Raw genomic sequence first — 16727 nt, forward strand, 5'->3', positions numbered from 1 at the left:
CGCACAGGCCAGACATGAATCGGCCAGAAACGGGCGGCATGGTTTAAGATCGGTTGAAGCCTTCTGCGGACTCGACGATCACTTCATGCGCTTAAACCTGAACGTTCCCATTGCGGCCCAACTGCGCCGCCTGCTTGCACGCCCTCTCCTCTTGCTGAGCATCGTCATGCCCGCCATGGCCGGCGCCGAGCCAAGGCCGGACAACATGGTGTATTTGCGTGCGATTGATCCGAATATCGAGCAGGACATTCGCTACGCGGGCGCCCACAACTTCACCGGGCACCCGCTCGACGGCTATGCCGCGCCGGAATGCATGCTTTCGCTGGACACCGCCAAAGCCCTGTCCCGGGTTCAAACCGCCCTGCAAAAACAAGGTTACGGCTTGAAGGTGTTCGACTGCTATCGGCCCAGCCGGGCCGTGGCCGATATGGCTCGCTTCGCCACTGAACCCGGTGATCCGCGCAAGGCTGAGTTCTACCCGCGCGTGGACAAGCAGGATTTCTGGCACCTGGGCTATGTGGCGCGGGTGTCGAATCACTCCAGAGGTTCGACCGTGGACCTGACACTGACCGGCCCGAACGCGCTGCCTGCCGACACCTGGACGCCCTCGGCCGCGCAAGTCGATTGCACCGCGCCCTACGGCCAGCGCTGGCACGACGGCGCACTCGATATGGGCACCGGGTTCGATTGTTTCGATGAGCGCGCGCATACCGCCAACCCGACGATCAATGCGCTTGCCAAAGAAAACCGCCAACGGCTCGGTAGCGCCATGGAGAAAGAGGGCTTTGCCGGATATTCCAAAGAATGGTGGCACTTCACTTACAGCGCAGAGGGCGCGCCCAAAACCGTGATGGATTTTCCCATCACACCGCTGACGGCCCGTGATGTGCTCGACACCAGTCATCAATTGATTGTGGTCACCACCAAAAACTGGGACGACATCCAGGGCAGCGCCCAGCGTTATGAACGGGACGGGAACTCCTTTCGAAAAGTCGGTGACGGGTTTGCAGTGGTGGTCGGCAAAAACGGCCTGGCGTGGGGCAAGGGACCGGGTAACGTCGAGCCTGGCGCAGGACCGGTCAAGCGCGAAGGCGACGGCAAGGCGCCGGCCGGGATCTTCAGACTCGGCACGGCCTTCGGCTACGACACGACGGCCGCGACAAAACTGCCTTACCTCGCACTGACGCCCACCACCGAATGCGTGGATGACAGCGCCTCCAGGCACTACAACGCACTGGTCGACGGCGCGGCGACGGCAAAGGACTGGAACAGCTCCGAACACATGCGCAGTGAGTCCGGCTATCGCCAAGGCATTTTCATCGAGCACAACACGCCAGCCTCCCCGGCCTCGGGGTCGTGCATCTTTTTCCATATCTGGCGCGGTCCCACCTCCCCGACGCTGGGCTGCACAGCGATGGACCCGGCGGATATTTCGCGGTTGTTCGACTGGCTGGACCCGGGTGAGTCGCCGTTGTTGGTGCAAATGCCCGAGGCGCAATACGAGCAATTGCGTGAAGCCTGGAAGTTACCGCCGCGTTGATGGGCCACCTGCCAGGGTTTGCTCAGCCCTGCTGCAAATCCAGGCAGTAGGTGTAATAACCGCTGTCACGCACATAGCCCAACGACTCATACAACCGTTGCGCCCCCAGGTTGTCCGTGGCCGTTTCCAGCACCATGCCCTTGGCGCCGGTCGACACCGCGAAGGCTCGCGCAGCGTTCATCAGTGATCGCCCCACTCCCCGCCCCCGGGCTTCGGGGGCGGTGAACAGGTCGCTGAGCAGCCAGGTGCGATAGGCGTCGATGGAGGAAAACGTCGGATACAACTGGACAAAGCCCAGCGCCTTGCCGGTGGCGTCCTCGGCGAAAAAGATCGCCGATTCGTTCAGGGCAAGGCGTTCGGCAATGAAATCCCGGGACTGCGCCAGGTTGGAGGGCTGGCCGTAAAAACCTCGATACGCATCGAAGAGGCCGGCAATCTTGTCGACATGAATCGCTTCGGCGCGAACGATTTGAACAGCCATGCGGGTCTCCAAACGAGTGGGTTATTTCGGTTGCGCCACGGTGCGCAAATACGGTTTCACGGTTTTGAAGCCATCCGGGTATTTCTTCTTCGCGTCTTCGTCGGACACCGACGTCGGAATGATCACGTCCTCGCCCGGACGCCAGTTCACCGGGGTGGCAACGGTGTGCTTGGCGTTCAATTGCAGCGCATCGAGCAAGCGCAGTACCTCATCGAAGTTGCGCCCGGCACTCATCGGGTAGACCAGCATTGCCTTGACCTTTTTATCCGGCCCGATGATGAACACCGAACGCACCGTGGCGTTGTCCACGGCCGTGCGCGCGCCGCCACTGGCATTGGGATGGATCATGTCGTAGAGCTTGGCCACCACCAGGTTGTCGTCGCCTATCATCGGGTAGTTGACTGCATGCCCCTGGGTCTCTTCGATGTCCTTGGCCCAGCTCGCATGATTGCTGACCGGGTCGACACTGAGGCCGACGATCTTGGTGTTGCGTTTATCGAACTCCGGCTTGAGCCCTGCCATGTAACCGAGCTCAGTGGTGCACACCGGGGTGAAGTCCTTGGGATGCGAGAACAGAATCGCCCACTTGTCGCCGATCCACTCGTGGAAATGCAGCGTGCCTTCGGTGCTTTCGGCGGTAAAGTCCGGGGCTTCGTCGCCAATACGGATGGTCATGATCGTTCTCCTGACTGTTGGGTCTTAGGGAAGCCGTCGCTGTTCCAACGGCCTTCTTGATCTGCGTTGAACCTGTCAACGCGGATCAGTATAGGAGACGCTCGAAGACATGCCGGTTACTGCCAACCCTGATTTTCGGGCCAGCGCGTAATAGAGAATTCCTGGCACCACCAGGCCCACGATCCAGGAAATATCCACGTCGCCGAGCCGCGCGACCATCGGCCCCGAGTAGAAATGCGTGTCGACGAAAGGCAGCTGGATCAACACCCCCACGACATACACGCTGATCCCTCGCCTGTTCCAGCGGCCATAACGACCCGCCGGGTCCGACAGTGCCGGGATGTCATAACGCTCCTTGTTGATGAAGTAGTAGTCCACCAGGTTGATCGCGCTCCACGGCGTGAAGAACGTGAGCAGGAACAGGATGAAATATTTGAACGTGTTGAGGAACGAATACTGCCCCAGCAGCGCCAGGGTGGTGGACGCCGCGGCCCCAGCACCATGGACGCCTGGGCGCCGAGCACGGTTCCGAGGCCGACGGCGGTGAAGGTTTTCCACGATGAGGTGTTGCTTGGCAGGTAGCGTGAGTAGTCGGCCACGTAAGGGCCAAAAGCGATCTGCCAGGACGCGGACAGCGTTACGGCCAGCAGGAAGGTGCTCCAGCCAAAGTAAGCTGTTCTCTTCTTATTGGTAGACGGCAATGTCAGGCCGTTTAATGCGATCCCTGTGGGAGCGAGCTTGCTCGCGATAGCGGTGTGCCAGGCACCGTTGATGTCGACTGACACGCCCTGATCGCGAGCAAGCTCGCTCCCACAGGTTTTGTGTTTGACTCAGACAGTCGCGCTTATTGTTGTTCAGTCACTGCGACTTGAGCCGGTTGCCGATCAAGCCCCACGAACGGCGCCTTGGCCCACACGACCTTGCCCCCGACCACCGTCATCAGCACTTCATTGCGGGCCAGTTCTTCCTCGGGCACTTTCATGAAGTTCTTGTCGAGGACGATCAGGTCGGCGAACTTGCCCACTTCAATCGAGCCGACCGCGGCATCCAGGTTCAGCTGCTCGGCGGCGTTGATCGTGATGGTGCGCAGCACGTCCGCGCGCGACAGTGCCGGGTCGGCATTCAGTCTCCCGGCGTACTGGGGGCCGTAGCTGTGCGGGTTCAGCGGATCGCCCGAGCGGGTGACACCAATCTTCAACGCGAGGAACTCGTCGAGCGGGTCGACGGGCCAGTCGCTGCCATACGCCACGCGACCGCCGGCAAGGGCAATGCTGCCCGACGGCTCCATTCGGGCAAACCGCTGAGCCCCGAGGTGATCGCTGGTGCCATCGACCGTGGACGGCGCTTGCTGCGCCCACTGGAAGGACATGTTGGCGGTCACATCGAGGGCCTTGAAGCGTGGGTAGTCGGCCGGATCCACGGATTCGTTGTGCGTGATGGTCGGGCGAAAAGCATTGCCCGGCAGTTGCTGGCGCACGTATTCGATGCCATCCAGTGAATCACGCACTGCGCGGTCGCCCGTGGCGTGCAGATGCGGATCGAGACCGGCCTGCACGGCTTGCAACAGCAGCGGCTTGAGCACTTGCGGCGGGAAATATAGCTCCCCGACATTCTTGCCGGGCGTCCACTTCGGCGCTTTCTCGGTCCCGGCATTGCGCAGATACGGCGTCAACATCGCCCCCGTGTCCGCCGGCGCATTGATGATGCCGTCCATGAACAATTTGACGTGACGCATGCTGACGCCCGGCGCCGGTTGCGCTGGGCCCTGGTCGTAAGTCGTGGCCAACGCCTTCGCCTCGGCAATGGTTTTCGCCGGGTCTGCCGCGGCGGCGGCCGGGTCCAGTTTGATCGCCAGCAAGGCCCGGGCAGTCAGCTCGCCCGACTGTTGCAGGCGGGTGAAGGCTTTGCCGTTTTCCGGCCCGGACAGGGCATCGAAGAAACTGGTGATGCCTTGCTGGCGCATCGCGTCGAGCGCTGCGCGGGTCTGGTTGAGTTTTTCTGCATCGGTGGCGGGTGGCACCACGGCGGCCATGGCATCGGCGGCACCGTCCTCGCAGATGCCGTTGGGGTTGCCGGCGTTGTCGCGCACGTATTTGCCATCGCCCGGATTGGCCGTGTGCTTGTTGATGCCGGCCACTTCCAGGCCACGGGAGTTGGTCAGCACGGTATGGAAGTCGGTGGAACGCACCTGAATCGGACGTTTGGTCTTCAACGCATCCAGTGTCGACTTGTCCGGATCGCCGTCGAGTCCGTCCATGCCCATGCGATCCCAGCTGCCGACTTCAAGCCAGACATCGGGGCCTTTGTCCTTGTCGGCATCAAGACATGCCTGGATGGTTTCCTGAAACGCCTTGCGCGTCATTGTCTGGTATTTCAGGTCGCACAAGGTCATGGCACGACCGCCGTCCCCCGGGTGCATATGCGCATCGATGAAGCCGGGCATCAGCATGCGCCCCGCCAGATCGATCAGCTGAGTATTCTGGCCGATGTACGAGGTAACTCCTTCGTCGCTGCCAACATAGACGATCTTCCCACCTTTCACGGCAATCGCCTGCTGCACTGAATTCTGGCCATCGACGGTATAGACATAGCCGTTGCGCATCACCCGGTCAGCGGGCGCCGAGCCCAGTGTCTGACACCCCACCAGTGCCACGCAGGAAACTGCCGTAGTCGTCGCAACCTCGATAAACAGCCTGGAAATGTTCAACTGCCTCACCCCTGTTCTTATAGTTTTCGAAGTGGCCCGGACAAACTGCCGCGCAAGCCCCTGATATGCAGGGCATACCCTATAGATCGCGGCGTCTGGATGGACCTCTGCAAATGAGGAGGGGTGAGGCAAATAGCCCAGCAACATCAACAACCCCGTGGGAGCGAGCCTGCTCGCGATGAGGGTGTGTCAGACAACATTCATGTCGACTGACGCACCCTCATCGCGAGCAGGCTCGCTCCCACAGGGGATTTGCATTTCAACTGGCGAGATCTACGCAATTAATCGCGCCGCGTGGCATCGCGCAGGGCAGAACCCAGTTCCACCTTGCTCTTCAGGCCAAGCTGCAAGTAGCAATTGCGCAAGTAGGTGCGCACCGTGGCAGGGCTCAAGGCAAGCATCCTGGCAATCTCCTTGTAGGAATGCCCCGCGGCGAACAGCATCGCCGCCGTGCGCTCCCGCGGCGCCAGCACCGCCCCGCGCGACTGCGCTTCGAGCGACAGGATGACGTGCTCGGCGTTGGGACTCAGCGTCAGCGTGCAACGGCCCAGGCGCATCACGCAGGGCGCTTGATGCAGCTGTGCAATCACCTCAGTCGGCAACATCGAACCGCTCCACCCCGGCAATTCACGCTGAATGGCAGCGCAAAGACTGGCGCCCACGTACAACAGGCTGCCGTCCATGCGCGCGACGCCAAAGTCAGTCGCGCCGTTGCCGGTGTCGATGCGGATCATGTCCTGCACCTGAAACCGCCACAGCTGCAACAGATGGTCGCAGAAAGCCGCAAACACACCGGCCTCGCTGTCACTGAACGCTGGAGCATCCGCGCCACGGTATAGACAGACGAAGAACATCAAGCCGCTTTCAGGCAACTCGAAGGTAATGCACATCGGGTGGTAGAGGTCGTGGCGCCGCGCGAACGCGTCCACCTCTGCATCCGGGTCGGTGAAACCGCTGTCGCGCACGACCGCTCCTGGCTGACTCAAGGTGTCATGGGAGAATTTGTCGCTGCCTGCACTTTTGTGCCATTCGGCGGCAAACGATGCCGGCAGGTTGATACGCCCGTGCATCCAGCTCTTGGGGGGAGCATCGGCATCTGAGGCGGACATCTCGCCCCACCACGCCGAAGCGAACGGCACCAACTCGCGAAACGCTTGCAGGCCGTCTGCGATGAACTGCGACGAGCCTCGATCCCGCGCCAGCCGCCCCAGGTGCAGCACACACAGATTGAACGCGTTGAGCGTGGCCATCGACGCCTTGGCGCCGACCTCATTCCCCTCCTCCATGGTGCTGATCCTGTTCGCTGTACGACGTATTTTTTTCGACGATGCCATAGGGGCAAGCGCAACGCCATTGGCTTTTTCCCAACCCGTCATTACTGCGCAATCCGGCAACAGTGTTTGTCCAATCGGGCGCTTTTTGAGAAAGGGCTGAACACCTAGCATTGCCACTAACCCGGTACACCGATGGCGCAACGCTCCACTGGCCAGCCGGGTCAACCCAAGATGAGACGGAGAATGAAATGAAAATCCTCAAAGTTGCGCTGTTCCTGGCGCTGGGCGGTTTAGGCGCACAGGCCTTTGCAGACGATAGCCACTCAACGGCCGACGCCAGCAAAACAGCGGTTGAAAGCTACACATACGGCACGACGCTCGACATCAAGAAAATCATCGCGATCTCAGACATTCCCAACGAGTGCGCACCGGTTCCGGCGCAGATGACGTATGAAGATTCTCACGGACAACGTCACATCCTTCAGTACCAAGTGATGGGCACCGGATGTTCAAATGGTTGAATACCGTCAGGATCATGGAGGGTCGACACTCCATGCCTGCGGTGTTTGTGAAGTTAATTTTTTTTCGCCGAACCGATGATTTTTTCGTCGCTGGCCAATACGTCCGGGATGGAATGTTTAAGAAACTCCACCCAGGTCTTTATTTTTGCATCCACGAACTTTCGTGACGGGTAGATCGCATACAAATTCAGCTCTTCCAGATGGTGTTCGGGCAACACCCGCATCAGCGTGCCCGCTCTCAAGCCATCGACCGCAGAAGCAATAGGCTGAATACCAATACCCATACCATTGGCAATCGCCACGGTCATGCCGTCGGCGGTGTTGATGTGAAACGGTGATGACGACACGTTAACCGTCTCCACGCCTTCGGGCCCTTCCAGTACCCAGCTTTCAACCGGCATCACCGTGTTGACGATTTTCAAACAGTCATGGGCGGCCAGCGCCTGCGGTGTGTCAGGGTATCCGCGTTTCCTCAAGTACGTCGGCGACGCGCAGAGAATGCTGTACGTGATGCCGAGCCGCTGCGCGACAAACCCTGAATCGGGCAGGTCCCGGGCCAACACAATCGACATGTCATAGCCCTCCTCCAGCAGATCCGGCAGTCGATTGGTCAGCGTCAGATCAAACATCACCGAAGGGTGTGTCTCTCGGTATTTGGCAATCGCATCGATCACGTAGTGATTGCCCACCGCTGACATCGCATGGATTTTCAACCGCCCCACCGGCAGCGTATGCGCAGTGCCCGCTTCCTGTTCCGCGTCACGTATCTCTTCCAGAATCCTCTCGCAGCGTTGCAAATAACGCAGGCCTGCTTCGGTCAATGCCAGGCGCCGGGTGGTGCGGTTGATCAACCGTGTTTGCAGCCTCGCTTCCAGGCTGGAGATCGCTTTGGAAACGTTCGTCGTGGTGGTGTCCAACACCTCAGCCGCGGCAGTAAAACTGCCACTTTGGGCCACAGAAACGAAAAAGCGCATGGTCTGGAAAACGTCCATCGTTTTCACCTCGGGAAAAAGAAGAATCGGGGCGAACCTGAGTCAGGCCGCCCCTGGGTCATGTGCTGCCAAAAAATCCGGCGCTATTGATACGCAGGTTTCGGTTCATCACGACTGGCAACGCGTTGCTCGAACGCACCGACCGAATTACCGCCGAGCGCTACGTAGAGCTGCACCGTGTCGAGGTATTGCGCGGTTTTCACCTTGATTTGACCCAGCAATGCCTGCTCATAAGCACGCTCCGCTTCCAACACCTGGAGAACGCTGTTCTCGCCCTGCGCGTACGCTTGCTGGTTCAACTGAAAACTGCTTTGCGCCGCGCGTAACGCGTCTGCCTGCGCCAGGTTTTCCTCCGCGTCGTGGTTGATGGCCTGCAACGAGTCAGCGACCTGGCCGAACGACTGAATGACCGTTTGCTGGTAGCCAGCAAGTGTCGCCTTGTACCCGTCGACGGCCGCCTGACGTTCTGCCTTGAGCGTTCCGCCATCGAACAGTTGACCCGCGATCCCGGCCGCGAAACCCCAGAGCGCCGCCCCACCATTGCCTGAAGCGGCCTGTACCAGCGACGCCGACAGCGTGACATGTGGATAGAGATTAGCGGTTGCAACGCCTACTGCCGCGCTGGCCATGTGCAACTCGGCCTCCGCTTGCAATACGTCCGGCCGGCCGTGGGCCATTTCCGAAGGAACGTTGACGGGCACGTTTGCCGGCAACACGAACTCGGCAAAATCGAAGTCCGGCGCGATCCAGTCGCCAGGGCCTTTGCCGGTGAGAATCGACAACGCGTGGCGAGCGGCATCGCGCTGCTGGGCAAGCGGCGGCAACAGCGTGCGATCCTGGGCGAGCCGGGTTTCGGCCAGCGAAACGTCGATCTGCGTGGTGGCGCCGCTGGCGTGTGCCCTGCGCACCAGCTCGAGGTTTTTCGTGTCATTGGCCAGCAACTTCTCGACTGCCGCCATCTGTGCGTTGGCAGACGCGACCAGCAACGCCTGACTCGCGACGTTGCCCGTCAAGGTCAAATAGGCCGCTTCGTAGCGATGCTTCTGCAGATCGGTAAACGCTTCTTGCTGTTCGACCAGGCGTTTGTTGCCGCCGAAGACATCGAGGTCGAAGCCAACCCGTGGGCCGATCGCATAGAAATTGGTGGTGGCTGGCTCCTTCGCGTTATGCACCCGTTGGCGACCCGCCTGGCCGCCAAAATCGACTTGCGGATACAGCGCACCTTGCGCCGCGGCTACCGAAGACGACGCTTGGCGGATGGTTGCGTCCGCGGCCACCAGCTCAAGATTGCCTTCGATGGCGCGGCGCACAACCTTGTCGAGCTTTGGCGACTGGAAAGCCGTCCACCAGTTGCCACTGACCTTCTGGCCAAGGGCAATGTGCTGTTCACCCGGCGTGTTGCCGCGCGGACCAAGGCGCTGCTCGGCCTGTTGGTCGTAGTGTTGCGACTGGCTCGGCGGTTGCATTTGATAGTCAGGGCCAACGGTGCAGGCGGTCAGGAATGCAAGGGCCGCCATCGCGCCGAACGTGGTTCTGAAGGTCTGTCTGTTGATGAAGCGTGCAGAGGATTTCATTGGGCATACTCCACGAAAACTATTGGGCCGAAACCGGCTTGCGAAGAAAGACAACCAGTGGACTCACCACCAGCATCGCCACCATCAAAATCTTGAATTGATCGATCACCGCGATGAACGCCGCTTGCCCTGTGATCATTTCATTGAGCCCAGCCAGTGCTTGCAGGGACGTCGGCGCCGGGCGATACGGCGTCAGGTTGCTGGCCAGCGCCATGTGCATCGCTTGCGTGTTGTTGAAGAAAAACAGCTGCACAATCGCCACGCCCAGCGTGCTGCCGTAGACCCGAAACAGATTGAAAATACCGGTGCCTTCCGGACGTAACGCTGGATCGAGCGTGCTGAACGCGACTTTCGTCAGCGACGGCATCAACATGCCGATGCCGACGCCCTGGATCGCACCCGCCACCGCCACCGGCGACCAGTCCATCAGCGGCGAGTAACCGAGCATCAGCCAGTTGGCGTAAACCACCAGCGCCACGCCCACCGCCACGAAAAACCGCCGGTCAAAGCGCTCGGGCACACGCCCCATCAGCAGAAACGCGCCGACCAGTCCAATGCCACGCGGGATCGTCAGGGACCCGGTGGTGTCCGGCGGGTAACCGAGAATCTCGTCGAGCATCGGCGACGTCAGGGCCATGGTCGACAACAGTACAAAACCCACGGCGAAGAAGATCGTCGTCGACAACACGAAGTTACGGTCCTGGAACAGGCGCTTGTTGAGGAAATGCGCCTTCGTGGTCAACACATGCACCGCGAACAGGTAGAGCCCCAGGGCACAGCCGATGGCCTCCAGCCAGATTTCGGTCGAGGCGAACCAGTCCAGACGTTCGCCACGGTCGAGCAGCATTTGCAGGCTGATCAAGCCCAGCGTGAAGCTGCCGAAGCCGAAGAAGTCGAACGACGGACGCTTCTCGGCCTTTTTCTCGGCCTGCAACAGCGCGATCACCAGGCCGATAAACGCCGACAACGGGACGCTGATGTAGAAGATCGGGCGCCATCCGAAATGCTCGCCAATCCAGCCACCGATGCTCGGGCCGCTGACGATGCCGAACAGCACGATGGCGGTCCAGGTCGCGCCAAATTTCGCGCGCTTTTCCAGTGCCAACGTCTCCATGGCAATCGCCATCGACAGCGGCGCCAGCACACCACTCGCCAGGCCCTGGATAATCCGCGCGCCGATGAATTCCAGCGGCGTTGTGGCCTGTGTGGCGAGCAGCAACCCGAGGACGAAAAAGGCCAGCGCGGTTTGATACATGCGCTTGAGGCCAAAGCGTCCGGCGAGCCATTGTGCAATCGGCATAGTGATGGCGCTAGCCGCCAGGTACGAGGTGAAGATCCACCCCGCCTGGTCGTCGGTCATCGACAGGCTGCCCTGAATCAACCTGAGTACAGCGTTTGGAAGTGGCAGGCTCGCCGACTGCATATACGTCGCAAGCAGCGCGGCGAACCTTAACGCTCCCGCACCTTGAAGTCCGGCATGGTTGGCGTTCATCAGAAGTTACCCGCGGTCAACAATGTCTTGAGCGGATGCCACCAAGGTGTGCGAAAGCCGGTATCGACCTTGACCGTGGCACTGGTGCCCGAGAACAGCGGCAAGGCGGGATCGGTTTCATCGAGTTCGAGCCGTACCGGAACACGCTGGACCACCTTGACCCAGTTGCCGGTGGCATTTTCCGGTGGCAGCAAGGCGAAGTCGGAGCCGGCACCCGGGCTCATGCTGGTCACGTGAGCCTTGAAAACGTGATCAGGGTAGGTGTCGATACTGACGGTCGCTTCCTGGCCGGGGCGCATATGGGTGACGTCCGTTTCGCGGAAGTTGGCCTCGACCCAGATCTCGTGATCGGACAACAACGCAAAGGCTGGCGCGCCGCTGTTGACGTAGTTGCCCACCTGCAAGTCATCGACCTTGGCTACCGTGCCGTCGTCCGGCGCATACACCGTTGAGTACGAAAGATAGAGCTGCGCCTCGTCGAGTTGCGCCTTGGCTTCGCGAACCGTGGGATGGGTGTCGACTTCAATCGTCGGATTGCCGTTCAGGGCAACCACGGTGCTGGCGATCTGTTGTTCGACAGACGCGATCCGTTGCCGGGCGACTTTAAGGTCGGTGTCGGCACGTTCGTAAATGGCGCGGGAGACGAACTCGGTCGCGACCAGCGCCTTCTTGCGGGCAAATTCGCGCTGATCGAAATCGGCCGACTCTTTGGCCGATTGCAGCTCAGCCTGCTGCTGGCGGTAGCTGGCCTTGAGCCCGTCGATGCGCAGGCGCGCCACATTCAGCTGCGCTTCGGCGCGGTCAACGGCAATCTGCAGCGGTTTCGGATCGATCCGGAACAGCACCTGACCTTTGTGTACCCGCTGATTGTCCTCGACCGCGATTTCCACGACTTGCCCGGAAATGCGCGCGTTGATCGACGCTTTCGCCACTCGGGCGTAGGCGTTATCCGTCGAAATGAAAGCGGCGCCGGCATGATAGCGGGCGTATCCCAGCGCGGCGAAGATCACCGGCAAGCCGATCATCAGCCAAGGTCGCAGTTTCTGTTTGAACGGTTTCTTGATGGGCGCCTGGCCAGGGTTCACGCCTGGGTGCTCGAAGCTCTGTGACGCCGGGATGTCGAACTGTTTAGTCATGATCGAATACACCTTTAACCGGGAAATCAGGCCGGCCAACACTGTGCCGGGCCGGACATCAATAGTTGCTGTGAGGAATCAAGCCCGAGCACGGACTGGAGGATCGCTCCGCCGCACCTGTTTCGTCGCCGCAACACTCAGTTCGAGCTCCGCTTCAACAAACCGTAAACCAAGGAATTTCTGGTTCCTTAATTTTGTGCGATGGTGTAAGAATATCCCCACACCCACCTTCCATCAAGGATTTTGTACAACATGGCACAAAAAAAGATTACCGAGACAAAAGGCCGTGGCCGCCCTCGCGCCTACGACCCACAAACCGCCCTGCAGCAGGCACTTGGTGTGTTCTGGAGCACCGGCTATTCAGGCGCCTCGCTGGATAGCATTGCCACCGCAGCCGGGATGAATCGCCCGAGCCTCTACGCGGCATTCGGTGATAAACACGCGCTGTACATCAAAGCGCTTGAGCAATACTGGGAATTTGCCGCAGCAGCGATGCATGAGGCGCTGACCGACACCCAACTGCCCCTGCGCGATGCGTTGATGCGTTTCTACGAAGGGCAGCTGTCGATCTATTTTTCGGGCGACGGCCAACCGCGCGGCTGCTTTGCGATCGGCACGGCAACCACCGAAGCCGTCGAGGACCCGGAAATTCGTGAGGTACTTTCAGACCGGCTCAGCAGGCTCGACACCGACCTGGAAGCGCGCTTGCGAACGGCCATCGAGTCCGGCGAACTGAAAAGCGATGTCGACGCCGCCGCCCTCGCCGTCCTCGCCTCCTCCCTGCTGCACAGCATCTCGATCCGCGCGCGGGCAGGCAAATCCCGCGAAGAACTGACGGAACTGGCCCGCAACGCGGTCAGTGTGATCTGCGGTGTGTGAGGTTGATCGTGAGTGAAGGACTTGAAGACATTCTGGCCGAGCAGCTGGCGGTGATTTTTTGTGGGATCAATCCGGGCCTGACCGCCGCCGCTCAAGGGCATCACTTTGCCGGCAGGGGCAATCGCTTCTGGCGCACGCTGCACCTCGCCGGTTTTACACCTGAGGAAGTGCGCCCGGAAAACGATCGAACGATCTTGCAGTATCAGTGTGGATTGACGGCCGTGGTTGAGCGGCCGACCGCGCGGGCGGATCAGCTGTCGTTGCATGAATTCACCGCAGCGGCGGCCGACTTCGAACGCAAGATCGAACGCTACGCACCGCGCTATGTGGCGTTTCTCGGCAAAGCGGCTTATTGCGCGCTTTCCGGCCAGCGGCAAATCAACTGGGGGCGGCAATCCCAAACTTTTGGCAACGCCTCGGTCTGGGTCCTGCCCAATCCAAGTGGGCGAAATCGCGCGTTCACGCAGGATCAATTGGTGGACGCCTACCGCCAACTCCACTGTGCGATGAGTGAGTCGAGTCAGCGGATGGCCACCGCGCAAAACTTGCATTCAGCGGAGGTAGGCTAAGCTAAGAGCAGCTTATTGCTCACGATGCTCGCGTCTGCAGGTTTAGGTTTTTTCTGGAGAGCGTCTGCAACAGCTATCTCAGACAGGCCCAACCTATTCACGCAGGATTACGTGATGACCGAGCCCTTCCTCACTTTCGAGCAACTCAAGCGCGCTGCTGCCTCCGGCGAAATCGATACCGTTCTGGTGTGCATGGTCGACATGCAAGGCCGACTGGTCGGCAAGCGATTCCAGGTCGAGTTTTTCATCGACAGCGGACATGAAGAAACCCACTGTTGCAATTACCTGCTGGCCGACGACATCGACATGGAGCCCGTGCCGGGCTACGCCGCCGCCAGTTGGAGCAAAGGCTACGGCGACTTCGTGCTCAAGCCCGACATGGCCACGTTACGACGGGTGCCCTGGCTCGAATGCACGGCATTGGTCTTGTGCGATGTGCTAGATCATCACCATCGAAAGGACTTGCCCCACAGCCCGCGGGCCATCCTGAAAAAGCAGATCGAGCGCCTGCGCGAGCGCGGCTACACCGGCATGTTCGCCTCGGAACTGGAGTTCTACCTGTTCGACGAGAGCTACGAGGCCATCCACAAACGCAACTACCACAAGCCCAAGACCGCCGGCCACTACATCGAGGATTACAACATCCTCCAGACCACCCGCGAAGAGCCGGTGCTGCGGGCGATTCGCAAGCACCTGCAAGCCAGCGGCATCCCCGTGGAAAACTCCAAGGGTGAATGGGGACCGGGGCAGGAAGAGATCAACATTCGCTACGCCGATGCGCTGACGATGGCCGACCACCACGTCATCATCAAACACGCCTGCAAGGAGATCGCGCAACTGCAGGGCAAGGCGATCACGTTCATGGCCAAGTGGCGTTATGACGCCGCCGGTTCCAGCAGCCATATCCACAATTCACTGTGGGACAAGAACGGCAAGAAGCCGCTGTTCTTCGACGCCAAGGCTGAGTTCGGCATGTCGAAACTGATGCGCGCCTGGGTCGCCGGGCAGCTCAAATACGCCAACGACATCACCTGTTTTCTCGCGCCGTACATCAATTCCTACAAGCGCTTCCAGGCCGGCACCTTTGCGCCGACGCGGGCGGTCTGGAGCCGCGACAATCGCACCGCAGGCTTTCGCCTGTGCGCAGAAAGCAGCAAGTCCATCCGCATTGAATGCCGCATCGGTGGCGCCGACCTCAACCCTTACCTGGCTTTCGCCGCGTTAATCGCTGCGGGCCTGGCCGGTATCGACGAGAAGCTCAATCTCGCGCCGCCCTTTGAAGGCGATGCCTACATCGACGAACACTTGCCAGAAGTGTCGAAGACCTTGCGCGAAGCCTGCACCGCGCTCAAGGGCTCGACGATGTTGCGCGAAGCGTTCGGCGATGAAGTGGTCGACCACTATGTGCACACCGCCGAATGGGAGCAGAAGGAATACGACCGGCGCATCACCGACTGGGAATTGCAGCGCGGCTTCGAGCGCTATTGAGGCGATCATGACTTCAATGATTCAACTCATCTCACCGGTCGATGGCCGGATCTATGCCGAGCGCCATTGCGCCGATACCGTACAGATCGATCAGGCGCTGACGGCTGCCGCAGCCGCTCAGGCGCAATGGAAACGCAGGCCACTGAACGAACGCGCGGCGTTTTGCAGCGCCGCCGCGGACGCCATGCTGGCGATGAAAGCCGACATCGTGCCGGAGCTGGCCTGGCAGATGGGCCGCCCGGTGCGTTTTGGCGCCGGTGAACTGCGCGGTTTCGAAGAACGCGTCCGGCATATGATTGCCATCGCGCCCAAAGCCCTGGCAACGATAGAGCCCACGCCGATTGCAGGATTTCGCCGCTATATCAAACGTGATCCGCTGGGTACGGTGTTGGTCGTCGCCCCCTGGAATTACCCCTACCTGACGGCGGTGAATACGATCATTCCCGCGCTGATGGCCGGCAACAGCGTCATCCTCAAACACGCCTCGCAAACGCTGCTGGTCGGCGAACGGTTCGACGAAGCCTTTCGCCGCGCCAATCTGCCTGAAGGTCTGTTCCAAAATTTGCTGCTCGATCATCAGCAGACCGCGTCGATGATTGCCTCTGGACGCGTGCAGCAAGTGAACTTCACCGGCTCGGTTGCCGCCGGTAAGGCCATGGAAACCGCCGCCACGGGGCGATTCATCGGCGTCGGCCTGGAACTCGGCGGCAAAGACCCGGCCTACGTTCGCGCAGACGCGAACCTTGAACACGCAGTGGAAAACCTGGTGGATGGCAGCTTCTTCAACTCCGGGCAAAGCTGCTGCGCCGTTGAACGCATCTATGTTGATCAGAAAATCTACCCGGCCTTTGTCGAGCGATTCGTCGCCCTGACCAATCAATACGTACTGGGCAATCCACTCGATCAAGCCACCACCCTCGGTCCGCTGGTGAACCCGGACGCCGCCGAATTCGTCCGTGGCCAGATCGTCGATGCGCTGGCAAAAGGCGCCAAGGCCCTGATCGATCCGAAAGCCTTCCCCCTTGATGCGCCGGGCAGCGCCTACATGGCGCCTCAGGTATTGGTCGACGTCAGCCATGACATGTCGGTGATGCGCGAGGAAAGCTTTGGTCCGGTGGTCGGCATCATGCCGGTGGCCGGCGACGACGAAGCCATTGCCCTGATGAACGACAGTGAATTCGGCCTCAGCGCCTCCCTCTGGACCCAAGACCTCGCCGCCGCCGAACACCTGGGTGACCAGATCGACACCGGCACCGTGTTCATGAACCGCTGTGATTACCTGGACCCGGCCCTGGCCTGGACCGGGGTGAAGCACAGCGGACGCGGCGTCACGCTGTCGTCCCTGGGCTACGAACACCTGACCCGAGCGAAATCCTTCCATCTTCGCCACGAGACCTGA

At 60.4% G+C, this 16727-nt stretch carries 14 protein-coding genes and 1 pseudogene; 6 read left to right on the forward strand and 9 right to left on the reverse strand.

The genetic code is table 11. The features are described from left to right. Positions 1-85 precede the first annotated feature (85 nt). Positions 86-1540 (forward strand): M15 family metallopeptidase, encoded by a 1455-nt coding sequence (locus K5K95_RS30645; RefSeq protein ID WP_222587553.1) that lies wholly within the window; start codon positions 86-88, stop codon positions 1538-1540. Between the two features lie 22 nt (positions 1541-1562). On the opposite strand, the gene K5K95_RS30650 is transcribed toward K5K95_RS30645, so the two are convergent. From K5K95_RS30650 to K5K95_RS30670, 5 genes and pseudogenes are all read right to left on the reverse strand, one after another. Further along, positions 1563-2021, reverse strand: a complete 459-nt coding sequence (locus K5K95_RS30650; RefSeq protein ID WP_222587554.1) for a GNAT family N-acetyltransferase — start codon at positions 2019-2021, stop codon at positions 1563-1565. Positions 2022-2042: 21 nt separating this feature from the next. Beyond that, positions 2043-2696 (reverse strand): peroxiredoxin, encoded by a 654-nt coding sequence (locus tag K5K95_RS30655; RefSeq protein ID WP_222587555.1) that lies wholly within the window; start codon positions 2694-2696, stop codon positions 2043-2045. Between the two features lie 75 nt (positions 2697-2771). Continuing rightward, positions 2772-3418 (reverse strand): annotated as a pseudogene (locus K5K95_RS30660) (cytosine permease); the annotation flags it as partial. Positions 3419-3540: 122 nt separating this feature from the next. Next, on the reverse strand, positions 3541-5403 hold the full coding sequence (locus K5K95_RS30665; protein WP_222587556.1) for an amidohydrolase: 1863 nt from the start codon (positions 5401-5403) through the stop codon (positions 3541-3543). A 281-nt stretch (positions 5404-5684) separates the two neighbouring features. Beyond that, complete coding sequence (locus K5K95_RS30670) at positions 5685-6689, reverse strand: helix-turn-helix transcriptional regulator (RefSeq protein WP_222587557.1); 1005 nt, start codon at positions 6687-6689, stop codon at positions 5685-5687. Between the two features lie 236 nt (positions 6690-6925). Between K5K95_RS30670 and K5K95_RS30675 the strand changes: the two genes are divergently transcribed. Beyond that, entirely contained in the window at positions 6926-7198 is a 273-nt protein-coding gene (locus K5K95_RS30675) for a DUF2790 domain-containing protein (RefSeq protein ID WP_222587558.1), read from the forward strand. A 53-nt stretch (positions 7199-7251) separates the two neighbouring features. Here K5K95_RS30675 and K5K95_RS30680 read toward each other — a convergent pair whose 3' ends face one another. The 4 genes from K5K95_RS30680 to K5K95_RS30695 form a co-directional block, all read right to left on the reverse strand. Further along, the gene (locus tag K5K95_RS30680) at positions 7252-8190 is read right to left on the reverse strand and encodes a LysR family transcriptional regulator (protein WP_222587559.1); all 939 of its coding nucleotides are present in this window, start codon (positions 8188-8190) and stop codon (positions 7252-7254) included. Between the two features lie 83 nt (positions 8191-8273). Next, positions 8274-9764, reverse strand: a complete 1491-nt coding sequence (locus K5K95_RS30685) for an efflux transporter outer membrane subunit (protein WP_222587560.1) — start codon at positions 9762-9764, stop codon at positions 8274-8276. Between the two features lie 19 nt (positions 9765-9783). Beyond that, on the reverse strand, positions 9784-11256 hold the full coding sequence (locus K5K95_RS30690) for a DHA2 family efflux MFS transporter permease subunit (protein WP_222587561.1): 1473 nt from the start codon (positions 11254-11256) through the stop codon (positions 9784-9786). Further along, entirely contained in the window at positions 11256-12392 is a 1137-nt protein-coding gene (locus K5K95_RS30695) for an HlyD family secretion protein (protein ID WP_222587562.1), read from the reverse strand. The genes K5K95_RS30690 and K5K95_RS30695 overlap by 1 nt, the downstream gene beginning before the upstream one ends. Positions 12393-12644: 252 nt before the next feature. Here K5K95_RS30695 and K5K95_RS30700 point away from each other — a divergent pair, with 252 nt between their 5' ends. The 4 genes from K5K95_RS30700 (at position 12645) to K5K95_RS30715 (ending at position 16727) form a co-directional block, all read left to right on the forward strand. Continuing rightward, positions 12645-13271: a TetR/AcrR family transcriptional regulator gene (locus K5K95_RS30700; protein WP_222587563.1), complete on the forward strand. Its 627-nt coding sequence runs from the start codon at positions 12645-12647 to the stop codon at positions 13269-13271. 8 nt (positions 13272-13279) lie between these two features. Next, positions 13280-13840, forward strand: a complete 561-nt coding sequence (gene mug / locus K5K95_RS30705) for a G/U mismatch-specific DNA glycosylase (protein ID WP_222587564.1) — start codon at positions 13280-13282, stop codon at positions 13838-13840. 114 nt (positions 13841-13954) lie between these two features. Beyond that, positions 13955-15328 carry a glutamine synthetase family protein gene (locus K5K95_RS30710; RefSeq protein WP_222587565.1) on the forward strand — a complete coding sequence of 458 codons (1374 nt, stop codon included), beginning with the start codon at positions 13955-13957 and terminating at the stop codon, positions 15326-15328. 7 nt (positions 15329-15335) lie between these two features. Then, positions 15336-16727: an aldehyde dehydrogenase family protein gene (locus K5K95_RS30715; RefSeq protein WP_222587566.1), complete on the forward strand. Its 1392-nt coding sequence runs from the start codon at positions 15336-15338 to the stop codon at positions 16725-16727.

Source organism: Pseudomonas sp. DR48, from assembly GCF_019823085.1.
GTDB lineage: Bacteria > Pseudomonadota > Gammaproteobacteria > Pseudomonadales > Pseudomonadaceae > Aquipseudomonas.

Bases quoted from the DNA above. Each gene is read 5' to 3' on its own strand.
- K5K95_RS30645 (WP_222587553.1), top strand. From the start codon at position 86: ATGCGCTTAAACCTGAACGTTCCCATTGCGGCCCAACTGCGCCGCCTG.
- K5K95_RS30675 (WP_222587558.1), top strand. From the start codon at position 6,926: ATGAAAATCCTCAAAGTTGCGCTGTTCCTGGCGCTGGGCGGTTTAGGC.
- K5K95_RS30680 (WP_222587559.1), bottom strand. From the start codon at position 8,190: ATGGACGTTTTCCAGACCATGCGCTTTTTCGTTTCTGTGGCCCAAAGT.
- K5K95_RS30650 (WP_222587554.1), bottom strand. From the start codon at position 2,021: ATGGCTGTTCAAATCGTTCGCGCCGAAGCGATTCATGTCGACAAGATT.
- K5K95_RS30700 (WP_222587563.1), top strand. From the start codon at position 12,645: ATGGCACAAAAAAAGATTACCGAGACAAAAGGCCGTGGCCGCCCTCGC.
- K5K95_RS30685 (WP_222587560.1), bottom strand. From the start codon at position 9,764: ATGAAATCCTCTGCACGCTTCATCAACAGACAGACCTTCAGAACCACG.
- K5K95_RS30655 (WP_222587555.1), bottom strand. From the start codon at position 2,696: ATGACCATCCGTATTGGCGACGAAGCCCCGGACTTTACCGCCGAAAGC.
- K5K95_RS30690 (WP_222587561.1), bottom strand. From the start codon at position 11,256: ATGAACGCCAACCATGCCGGACTTCAAGGTGCGGGAGCGTTAAGGTTC.
- K5K95_RS30715 (WP_222587566.1), top strand. From the start codon at position 15,336: ATGACTTCAATGATTCAACTCATCTCACCGGTCGATGGCCGGATCTAT.
- K5K95_RS30695 (WP_222587562.1), bottom strand. From the start codon at position 12,392: ATGACTAAACAGTTCGACATCCCGGCGTCACAGAGCTTCGAGCACCCA.
- K5K95_RS30710 (WP_222587565.1), top strand. From the start codon at position 13,955: ATGACCGAGCCCTTCCTCACTTTCGAGCAACTCAAGCGCGCTGCTGCC.
- K5K95_RS30670 (WP_222587557.1), bottom strand. From the start codon at position 6,689: ATGGAGGAGGGGAATGAGGTCGGCGCCAAGGCGTCGATGGCCACGCTC.